This window comes from Pseudomonas endophytica (genome assembly GCF_001411475.1).
Classification (GTDB): Bacteria; Pseudomonadota; Gammaproteobacteria; order Pseudomonadales; family Pseudomonadaceae; genus Aquipseudomonas; species Aquipseudomonas endophytica.
In genome coordinates, this window is record NZ_LLWH01000163.1 from 33,300 (window position 1) to 41,618 (window position 8,319).

Below are 8,319 nucleotides of genomic sequence, written 5' to 3' on the forward strand. Positions count from 1 at the left end.
TCAGGGTATTTGCCGGATCCATCGCCATCGTTGCCTAAAACGAGCTTTTGCCATGGCACGGAAAACGCGGCCCACCAAATCGCGCAACCCCGCTCAGCCAAACAACGATCGAGTGGCACCAAGATTTGTAGCTACTGAGTAGACGAGTAATGCATCCACAATGAGGTAATACCCATCAACCCTACCCACGCCGAGAGGATATCGGCGCGGTAGTAAACCATCAAACGCTGATTGTTGGGACGCCATCCATAAGCTTTTCAAGACTGATAGGCAGATCGCGTACTCGTTTGCCGGTGGCGTGATAGACAGCATTCGCCACAGCAGCCGCGAGTCCTGTCACACCGATTTCACCCACCCCGCGAGCACCAAACTCGTTGAGATTGTAGTCCGGGTAATCGAGCAGGATCACATCGATATCGGGCTGATCTGCGTGCACCGGCACCATGTACTCGGCGTAGTTATTGTTCACGGGCATGGCATTGCGCTCGTCGTAATCGGCAGATTCGAATAGAGCCATGCCGATGGCCATCACGATTGCGCCTTCGACTTGGTTACGCGCGGTCTTGGCGTTGATGATTTTGCCTACATCAATGGCACTCACCACTCTCGATACTCGCAGCCGAGAAATGCCGGGGTCCCAACGCACTTCGACGAAATGTGCTCCGAAGCTACTAAACGCATGCTTGGCGGTATCCGCCATTCCGGTGTGAGCGTTACCCTCTGCGCTGGCTATTTTCAACCGGTTGAGGACATCTGCAAATCCAAGGCTTGTAGACCCATCTTCTAAGCGGCCATTGCTCACTTTGATTGCATCAGCCTTGCTGGTGGCAAAACCGCCGTCAGCAGATGCTGCGAAGCTCTTGAGTTGCGTCAAAGCCGCGCGCGTGGCTTCGGCGACGGCAGGTAGTACGCTTGCAGTAACCCATGAACCACCGGAAACGGGGGCGGGAGGATAGGAGGAGTTGCCCAGTTCGACTTCGATCCTGTCCAGCGGCAGCCCTGTAATGTCGCTGACACATTGCGCGATCACCGTATAGGTTCCTGTACCAATGTCCTGGGCACCACAATACACCACAGCACGACCATCGGATTTCAGTAACACGCGTGCCTCGGCGGGAGTGCGTAAGGCATCCCAGTTGCACTGAGCCATACCGTATCCAATCACTTCATGGCCATCGCGCATGCTGCCTATTTCAGGCGTGCGCTTAACCCAGCCAAAACGCTCGGCACCTTGGGCAAGCGCTTCGCGCAAGTGATTACCAGACCAAGGCAGTTTTTCCTGCTCGTTTTGTTCAGCCCAATTCAACTGGCGGAATGCGAGCGGGTCCATCCGGCACTTTTCGGCCAGCTCATCAATGGCTGACTCCAAAGCAAACAAACCAGGTGCGGCACCCGGCGCACGCATTGAGGTGGGTGCTCCTCGATTAACCTGCACAATGCCATGGGTGATTTCAACGTTTGCGCAGGAATAGAGGCTGGCACTCATGGAGCCACAGTTTTCGACATATTGGTCGCCGAACCCGGTAGTGTTGAGTGATTCATGGCGAAGGGAAACCAGTTTGCCTTTGGCATCGGCTGCCAGACGCATCCGTTGCTGCGTTTCAGGACGATGCCCTACGGTCGTGAACATTTGTGCGCGGGGGACAATTAGCTGTACCGGTCGACCCACTACTTTAGCGGCTGCGCACGCGGCGACCGAATGCGGCCAGATCCAGAGCTTCCCGCCAAAGCCGGAGCCAATGAACGGAGCCCTGACTTCAACGTGCTCGGTCGGCAAGCCAAAAATCTGGGCCAATGTGTTGCGATGAACGACGACTGATTGAGTGGACTCGTACACCACCAGCTTGCCGTTCTCCCAGAGCGCAACTGTCGCGTGCATTTCCATCGGGTTATGCGTTTCAACCGGAGTGGTGTAAGTCGCATCCACAGTCTGCACGCCATCGTCGAAAGCCTTGGCAGGATTACCTCGCTTATGTCCCTGACCACCGTCAGCGGGTGCACCTTGCTTTAAGCCCTGTTTCAGATTGGCGAATGAAGCACCACCGGCATAACCGACCTTCACCTTGTAAGCCGCTTCGCGCGCATGCTCAAAGGTATCAGCAATCACAAGTGCGACGAACTGACCGGCATAACGAATGACTTCGTCTTCGAACGGCAGCCGCTTCTCATCTGTCCGCGAACCCGTCAGCACACCGGCCAGCGAGAACGGTACTGGTGCGGTGTGGAAAGCTTGGGGGAAGTTGCCGTGATGCAGAATCTCGATCACGCCTGTCGAGCGGCGCGCGACTTCGATATCCAGCAACTTGATCGAGCCACTCGCTATGGTGCTGTAGACGCCGTAGGCGAAGACCATGTCTTTGGGGTGCTGGTCAGCCGCATATTGCGCGCGGCCCGTGACTTTCAAACGCCCGTCGATGCGACGTGGGGAAGCGCCCATGATTGACTCGCTCATGCGAAAGCTCCTGTGCCAAGTGTCGAGAGATTACGCATGATGGCCTGCTGTCCCAACGGGATCTTGTACGCGTTGTGCGCATAAGGTTTAGCACCTTGCAGCGCTATGGCGGCTGCCTTGGCGAAGTTCTCCTCAGTAGCCATTGCTCCACGCAATGCACGCTCCGCTTCGAGCGCACGCCAGGGCTTGGTCCCCACGCCGCCCATTGCAATACGGGCTTCGCGGATGACTTGGCCGTCCATCACCAGGATCACGGCACTGGACGCCAGAGCGAACTGGTATGACGCGCGATCACGCAGCTTCAGATAGGCAGATTTATTGTTCGGCAAAGGCGCGTTGAGCGTGACATGGGTGATCAACTCATTGGGCTCAAGCGCATGCTCTTTCCAAGGCGTGTTGCCCGGCAGCAAATGGAAGTCCAGGAAGTTGATCTCACGCTTGCCAGCCGGGCCTTGCACTTGGACGGTAGCGCCAATCACCGCCATGGCTACGCACATGTCAGATGGGTGGGTGGCGATGCATTGATCGCTGGTTCCCAACACTGCATGCACGCTACGGTTGTGACCCCCCATTGCCGCGCAGCCTGAACCTGGCACTCGCTTGTTGCAGGCCGAAACACCGTCACGGAAATAGTTGCAGCGCACTCGCTGCATGACATTGCCGCCCGTGGTCGCCTTGTTACGCAGTTGGGTGGTTGCGCCTGATAAAAGCGCTTGGGAAAGGACCGCATAGTCGCTTTTGATACGCGGATGATGCGCCAGTTCAGTGTTAGTGACCATGGCGCCGATACGGGTTCGGCCATCGCTCAAGATCTCGATCTGGTCAAGATCCAGGGTATGCACATCAATCACCCGGTCAGGCTGCATGATGTCGATCTTGACCAAGTCCAATAGGGTCGTCCCCCCTGCAAGAAAAGCCGTCGCTTCGGTGCGAGCATGGGTGGCGATAGCCTGTTCGGGGCTGGTGGCGCGGGTATATTCCAAGGCTCTCATCAGCTGGCTCCTTGTACTTTGCTACGGGCATCCTGCACAGCGGCCAGGATGTTTTTGTAGGCACCACAGCGGCAGATATTGCCACTCATGGCTTCACGCACACTGTCATCGTCGGCGCCGATGTTCGGGTCCTTGATAATGGCCGCAGCGGTCATCATTTGGCCCGACGTGCAGTAACCGCACTGGAACGCATCGTGAGCCCAAAACGCTTCCTGAATGGGGTGCAGTTGGCCGTTGTGTTCCAAGCCTTCGATGGTGGTGATCTCGTCACCTTGGTGCATTGCCGCCAAAGAAAGACAGCTATTCACTGGCAGGCCGTTGATATGCAATGTACAAGCGCCGCACTGCCCGTGATCGCAGCCCTTTTTGGTGCCGGTCAACTTCAAGCGATCTCGCAAGACATCCAGCAGTACTGCGTTGCCAGGAACATTGAGCGTATGGGCCTGCCCGTTAACCTTCAAATTGATCCGCTGTTCCCCTTTCGCCAGCGGCTTTTCGCTGTCATCAATTGGGGTAGCCCGCTGTGCCGCCTGAGCCCATACAGGCGACGTTGCAGCGGCCATACCAGAGATGCCAACAGTGCGCAGGAAGCTGCGACGCGAGGGGGTGGCTAACTCCTTGAACAATTGGCCAGGGCTATCTGGTTCGAGGCTATTTTTTTCGGTCGGTTCGGTCGGTTCGGTCATTGTCAGGATCCTCATTGGCTTTTATGGTTCAGGTCACGGTGCTGACACCCATATGACGGTTATCCAGGAAGATACCCTTGGCCGGTTCCGCCTATTTTTAGCTGCCAACGTGCAATGGTGTGCGACCAGTCGTGGCCGTCAGCCCATTGCTTTATTGGAAACGCATTCTTTTGATGTCACGTTGCGGTGGCTCTCCGAAGAGGCGGCTGTATTCACGACTGAATTGGGATGAGCTTTCATATCCCACCAGCCCCCCGGCACTGCTGGCATCAACGTTTTCGCTGAGCATCAGATGCCGGGCGGTTTGAAGACGCAGTTGCTTCTGGTATTGCAGCGGGCTCATGCCTGTTACTGCGCGAAAGTGCTGGCGAAATGTGGAGGGACTCATGTGCGCCGTTGCCGCCAGATCATCCATGCGCAACGCTTGGCAAAAATTGAGCTTAAGCCAAGCAACGGATTTGGCGATGTGCTGACTCGGCGAGCCAGCGCTGATCACGTGCAGCATTTGTGGGCCGTGTGCGCCATGGAGCAACCTGATGATGATCTCTTCTTTGATCAGCGGAGCAATCGTGCTGATCAGTTCGGGCTCGTTGAGTAGAGCCACCAGGCGTTCGAGAGCATCCAGCACACCCGCGTCAAGATCCTTTACGGTGAGAGGACGGAACGCGCCATCCTTGATGCGTTGCGACAATTGAAGCCGTTCGGCAATTTGCACGACAGTCGTGGTATCAAAAGTCAGCATCATGCCGAGAAACGGCAGGGAGGCACTGGCTTCGATCACATTGGATATAACGGGCAAGTCAACGCTGGTGACCATGGATTGGCCGGGGGAATAAGTCATCACCTCGCCCCCGACGACGACCTGCTTACGTCCTTGAAGCGTCAGCCCGATACCCAAGCCGTAGATGCAGTGCAGCGGCATGGTCAGCTTATGGCGTCGGTGCAGACTTAGGCCCGAAATGGCCGTATCCATGTCTCCATCATTACGCAGCACGAGGCCAACAGCGCTAGCGAGTCGATGGGTATCGTTGACGGAAGAATGATTGGAAGCGCTTGGCATGGGCTTCTCTCTTGAGAGGGCTTTAAAGTAAGTCACGCGCAATCCAATTGCTGACACGGACGATATCGGACATCACCGCTAGAGCAATTTCTGACGGAGTTTTACTCCCAAGGTTCAACTCTATCGGGGCGCGAATCCGGGAAAGCGAACGCTCAGACAGCCCGCCGATGCTGCTGACTCTCTCTAGGCGCCTTCACTGGTACGCCGCGACCCCATGGCGCCGATTTAAAAAGCGGATGTGCGCAAAACTCTGCCTCCGGGGACAAGCCTTACACCAAAAGCCTCTGCGCCGCGCCGATTAGGATGAAGACATTAACGCCTGCAACGCCAAGAGTATGGCGCGTCATGTTAGCTAGCACTTGCCCAATCGAAGCGCGTTATTGCCTATTCCAAGTGTTAAGAGCGTGGAAAAGTGACTCGTAACTGACTATTACAGGCAAAAATGTAGTCCGTAGTTGGCTGCGTTGGTCGATCGTGGCCTGATTAAGCCGCACATTGACGGGCATTATGACTTTACCGCTGCCGGGGTAAGTGCCGCCCACGCGCGCCTCGAGTCAGGCCGCGCAGTCGGCAAGGTCATAATTGAACGACAAAACGGCTGACACCTATAAAGAGACAATGCCAGGGTAATCAGGCCCTGGCCCATGTTTCACGCATACCAAGTCAGCCCCTTGGGTGCGCTAGCAAAGCCAACCTGCCGCAACGCGGGGTAAAGAGGGCTTCTGAAAGCCGTCTGGTCGTTAACCTGCTCCAGCGTAAAGGATGCATGCCTTGCACGTTTGAGGGCCACTGCAAGGGCCGTCAAACCTGCCACAAGCGGCTCGGCCATAGTCTCAACCTCTGGATCTGCGTAGCAAAGCAGGCGACGCCCACCCTGAACGAGGTAGAACATCAGACGCCCATCAACCAGCACAACGATTGACCCGGCTCGGCGGGTAAGACGTAGGTTTGATGGGTGAGCCGGCCACGACAGGAAGGTCCCGAAGGGATTGGCAGGGTCGGCAGCCGAAAGCGCTACTGCCACGGGTTTGGCAGCCGGCAAACTGGCAAGTTCACGCAGTCGATCAATGCACGTACGCTCGGCAAATTGCGCAGCACCCAATCCTTCAATGAAGCGACCGCGCAGCACCTTGCCCGCGTCTTCCATGCTACGCAACACCACTCTCAGGGCCGCAAAGCCGCCCGGGACATTCTCGGCGACAGCAGCGCTGCGAGTCACCACGCCATACCGATCGACAAGCGCCTCGACCAGCGCGAATGCGCGCGCGGTGTCATTCAGAGGCTCGTGGTGCAGCAGTGACCAACGTCCAGCGAGGGTCGGATCGCTCAATGACCAGACAGCACCCAATGAGGCGGTAGCCAAGGCCGTGTGTTCATCGGATCGTAGACTGTTAAAGCTTCGGCGGCGTCGAGAAGTTGGAGCGGCACGAGGCCGTCGCGCCGGGGCCGCGCCATAGTACGCTCGCAAGGGGGACCACGTGTCAGTGGTGACATAGCCATGCCAAGCAAGATTCCAGAGTGCGGCATGGATATCCGAGGGTGCGTAAGGCTGTTGTTCTGCTTGCGTACCATGTGGCGTCAGCGCGGCAAATTGCCGTGCAAAATAAGCCCCGCCACCGGCCAGTCTGTCGAGGATTTCCTGTTGCAAGGGAGATAGGTTTGCCGCCGCCTCGGTGTCAGGCAAGGGCAACAGTGTTTCAGCTGCAAATGCCTGAAGATGCAGGGCCACCAGCCCGTCATCCTCGCCAAGACGCCCATGACCGGACCACACTACCGTGCCGGAGGCGATCAGTTCGTCGAGCATACCCGGCGTGTAATCTTGGACGCGTGCAGAAAGGATCTGACTTTCCCATAAGGACGCAGGCAGTGGTAGCCCAGCTAGCTGCTCGATGACGCGAGTCACGCCCTCGACCCCCACCAACGTACCTCCGGCTTTTTGCGTCGCAACAGCGGCTTTGCCCGCACTCTCGGGCACTAAGCATTGACGCTCTAGTAGCAAGCGCACATAGGCCTCCTGCGCAACGGCGAGTGTGGCCTCGCGAGCAGCCTCAAGCGAGCGTAGACGCAAGCGTTTGAACACCTCTTCGCCAACCCACTCGCGTCGCGCCAACTCAGCGCCGACATGAGGCTTGAGCGACTGCACTGCCGCTCGGGGGCCGATACCGAAGTTGCCTTTAAGGAGTTTCCCTTGCTCGCGCAAGCGTTCTAACGCGTCTTCCGCTACCGCAATGCCAAGGCCGAATCGGCTTGCCAGCGCTTCAGTACTGAAAGGGCCATGGGTACGCGCATACCGCGCGATCAAGTCGCTGAGAGGTGTTGGCGCCCGCCCGAGGAACACGCTGGGAAGATTGCCAGGCAGCGGGACGCCGAGTGCATCGCGCAGCCGGGCAGCATCTTCGACGCCAGCCCAGTACTTGCTACCGGCGAGGGTCACCCTGATCGTGCGCCCTGCTCGCTCGAGGTCAACGAGGTACGCCGCCGCCTGCTCTCCTTCGCTAAGACGGCGAGCGACGTCCTCTGTCGTCAAAGGCCCTAGCAGGCGCAGAAGATCTGCCGCACCCTCAAGGCCCTTGGCCTGATGGCTGGGTGTGAGCCGTTGCAATTCGTGCCCGACGCGCTCGACCACGACCGGGTCGAGCAACTCCCCCATATCAACTTGGCCGATTAAATCGCCGAGCAATCCACTGTCCAATGAAAGAACTGACGTGCGCCGCTCGGCCAACGGCGCATCCATTTCGTACATGAACTGCGCCACGTATCCAAATAATAGATTGGCTGCAAAAGGCGACGGCACCTCTGTAGTGATCTCGGCAATTTGCACTGCACCGTCCTGAAGCCGCTGCATCAACACATCTAGAGCCGCAAGATCGTAGACATCTTGCAGGCACTCGCGCGCGGTTTCGATAAGGATGGGGAAGTCGGGATGGTCCTGCGCGATTTGCAGCAGTTGGCCTGCGCGCAAGCGTTGCTGCCATAGCGGGGAGCGGCGCCCTGGCATCCGTCGGGGCAGGAACAGTGCACGCGCAGCGCACTCGCGGAATCTTGCAGCGAACAATGCGGAGCCAGCCACCGCGTCGGTGACGGTTTTGCGTAAGGATTGCGGATCATAAATGAACAGTTCTACACCCG

At 57.6% G+C, this 8,319-nt stretch carries 6 protein-coding genes and 1 pseudogene; 1 reads left to right on the top strand and 6 read right to left on the bottom strand.

All coding sequences use genetic code 11. The features are described from left to right. Positions 1-220: 220 nt before the first annotated feature. From AQS70_RS11355 to AQS70_RS23285, 5 genes and pseudogenes are all read right to left on the bottom strand, one after another. Positions 221-2,452, bottom strand: a complete 2,232-nt coding sequence (locus AQS70_RS11355; RefSeq protein ID WP_055102868.1) for a xanthine dehydrogenase family protein molybdopterin-binding subunit — start codon at positions 2,450-2,452, stop codon at positions 221-223. Beyond that, complete coding sequence (locus AQS70_RS11360) at positions 2,449-3,444, bottom strand: FAD binding domain-containing protein (protein WP_055102869.1); 996 nt, start codon at positions 3,442-3,444, stop codon at positions 2,449-2,451. Before AQS70_RS11360 ends, AQS70_RS11355 begins: the two co-directional genes overlap by 4 nt. Further along, positions 3,444-4,130, bottom strand: coding sequence for a (2Fe-2S)-binding protein (locus tag AQS70_RS11365; protein WP_055102870.1), 687 nt, complete (start codon positions 4,128-4,130; stop codon positions 3,444-3,446). Before AQS70_RS11365 ends, AQS70_RS11360 begins: the two co-directional genes overlap by 1 nt. Before the next feature lie 151 nt (positions 4,131-4,281). Next, complete coding sequence (locus AQS70_RS11370) at positions 4,282-5,190, bottom strand: AraC family transcriptional regulator (protein WP_055102871.1); 909 nt, start codon at positions 5,188-5,190, stop codon at positions 4,282-4,284. Positions 5,191-5,212: 22 nt separating this feature from the next. Continuing rightward, positions 5,213-5,415: pseudogene (locus AQS70_RS23285) on the bottom strand (XdhC family protein); the annotation flags it as partial. Positions 5,416-5,654: 239 nt separating this feature from the next. On the opposite strand from AQS70_RS23285, the gene AQS70_RS24315 reads away from it, so the two are divergent. Beyond that, on the top strand, positions 5,655-5,792 hold the full coding sequence (locus tag AQS70_RS24315; RefSeq protein ID WP_420912350.1) for a zinc-binding dehydrogenase: 138 nt from the start codon (positions 5,655-5,657) through the stop codon (positions 5,790-5,792). 47 nt (positions 5,793-5,839) lie between these two features. Here the strand turns inward: AQS70_RS24315 and AQS70_RS11375 are convergent. Next, the coding region (locus tag AQS70_RS11375; RefSeq protein ID WP_187331811.1) for a DNA glycosylase AlkZ-like family protein at positions 5,840-8,319 on the bottom strand (2,480 nt) is incomplete at its 5' end.